At 74.5% G+C, this 1,459-nt stretch carries 1 protein-coding gene; it reads left to right on the top strand.

Annotation, left to right across the window (positions count from 1 at the left end; genetic code table 11):
- A partial coding sequence (locus PV682_RS44025) for a condensation domain-containing protein (protein ID WP_319738581.1) occupies nucleotides 1–1,459 on the top strand: 1,459 nt, incomplete at both ends.

The raw sequence follows: 1,459 nt of genomic DNA, 5'->3' as shown, positions 1-1,459 counted from the left end.
CCGCACGGGCGACCTCGTCCGCTGGACGCGCGGCGGCGAGCTGGAGTTCGCCGGACGCGCCGACGACCAGGTCAAGGTGCGCGGCTTCCGCATCGAACCGGCGGAGATCGAGGCCCAGTTGGCCGATCACCCCGAGGTCGCGCACACGGTCGTGGCGGTACGCCGGGACCGGCTCGTCGGCTACGTCGTCCCCGTGCCCGGCGCCGAGCCCGCCCCGGCCGCGCTGCGGGCGCACCTCAAGGAGCGGTTGCCGGACCACATGGTGCCCAGCGCGTTCGTCGTCCTGGACGCGCTGCCGCTGACGCCGAACGGCAAGCTGGACCGGGCCGCCCTGCCCACACCGGAGTTCGCCTCGACCGGCCGCGAAGCCCGTACGCCCCGCGAGCAGTTGCTCGCCGGACTCTTCGCCGAGGTGCTCGGCGTCGCCGAAGTCGGCGCGGACGACGGCTTCTTCGACCTCGGCGGCCACTCGCTGCTCGCCACCCGCCTCGCCTCCCGGGTCCGCGCCGCCCTCGGCGTGGAACTCCCGCTGCGCACCCTGTTCGAGACGCCGACCGTCGCCGGACTCGCCGCCGCACTGGACTCCGCGGGGCAGGCGCGCCCCGTCCTGGCGAGCCAAGTCCGCCCGGACGTCCTGCCGTTGTCGTTCGCCCAGCGCCGCCTGTGGTTCCTGCACCAGATGGAGGGCAGCGAGGCCACCTACAACATCCCCCTCGCCCTGCGCCTCACCGGACAACTCGACGAACGCGCCCTCGAAGCGGCCCTGGCCGACGTCGTGGACCGCCACGAGACCCTCCGCACGGTGTTCCCCGAAGGCCCGGACGGCACCCCGACCCAGCACATCCTGGACGCCGCCCACCCCCGCCTCAGGGTCACCCACACCGACGGAGCGCGCCTGCCGGAACTCCTCTCCCGCGCGGCCCGCTCCCCCTTCGACCTGACCACCGAACTCCCCCTGAAGGCCGAGCTGTTCGCGCTCGCGGGCGACGAACACGTCCTGCTCCTCGTCATGCACCACATCGCCGGCGACGGCTGGTCCACCGGCCCCCTCTCCCGCGACCTCGCCGAGGCGTACGCCGCCCGCCGCGCGGGCCGCAAGCCTGACTGGCAGCCCCTGCCCGCGCAGTACGCCGACTACACCCTGTGGCAACGCGCCCTCCTGGGCGACGAGTCCGACCCGGCGAGCACCTTCGGCGCCCAACTCGGCTACTGGAAACACCAGCTGGCCGACCTCCCCGACCAACTCCGCCTCCCCGCCGACCGACCGCGCCCGGCGGTCGCCGGATACGGGGGCGCCCACCTCCTCGTCGACCTCGACCCGGAACTCCACCAGGGCCTGCGCGAACTCGCCGGACGGCAGGGCGCGAGCCTGTTCATGGTGCTCCAGGCCGGTCTCGCCGCGCTGTTCACGCGGCTGGGCGCGGGCACGGACATCGCGGTGGGCAGTCCGGTCGCGGGC

The sequence above is a fragment of the Streptomyces niveiscabiei genome (genome assembly GCF_033794345.1).
Classification (GTDB): domain Bacteria; phylum Actinomycetota; class Actinomycetes; order Streptomycetales; family Streptomycetaceae; genus Streptomyces; species Streptomyces niveiscabiei.
The sequence above is the reverse complement of the archived record's forward strand: the minus strand, read 5'-3'. Positions and strand labels throughout refer to the sequence as shown.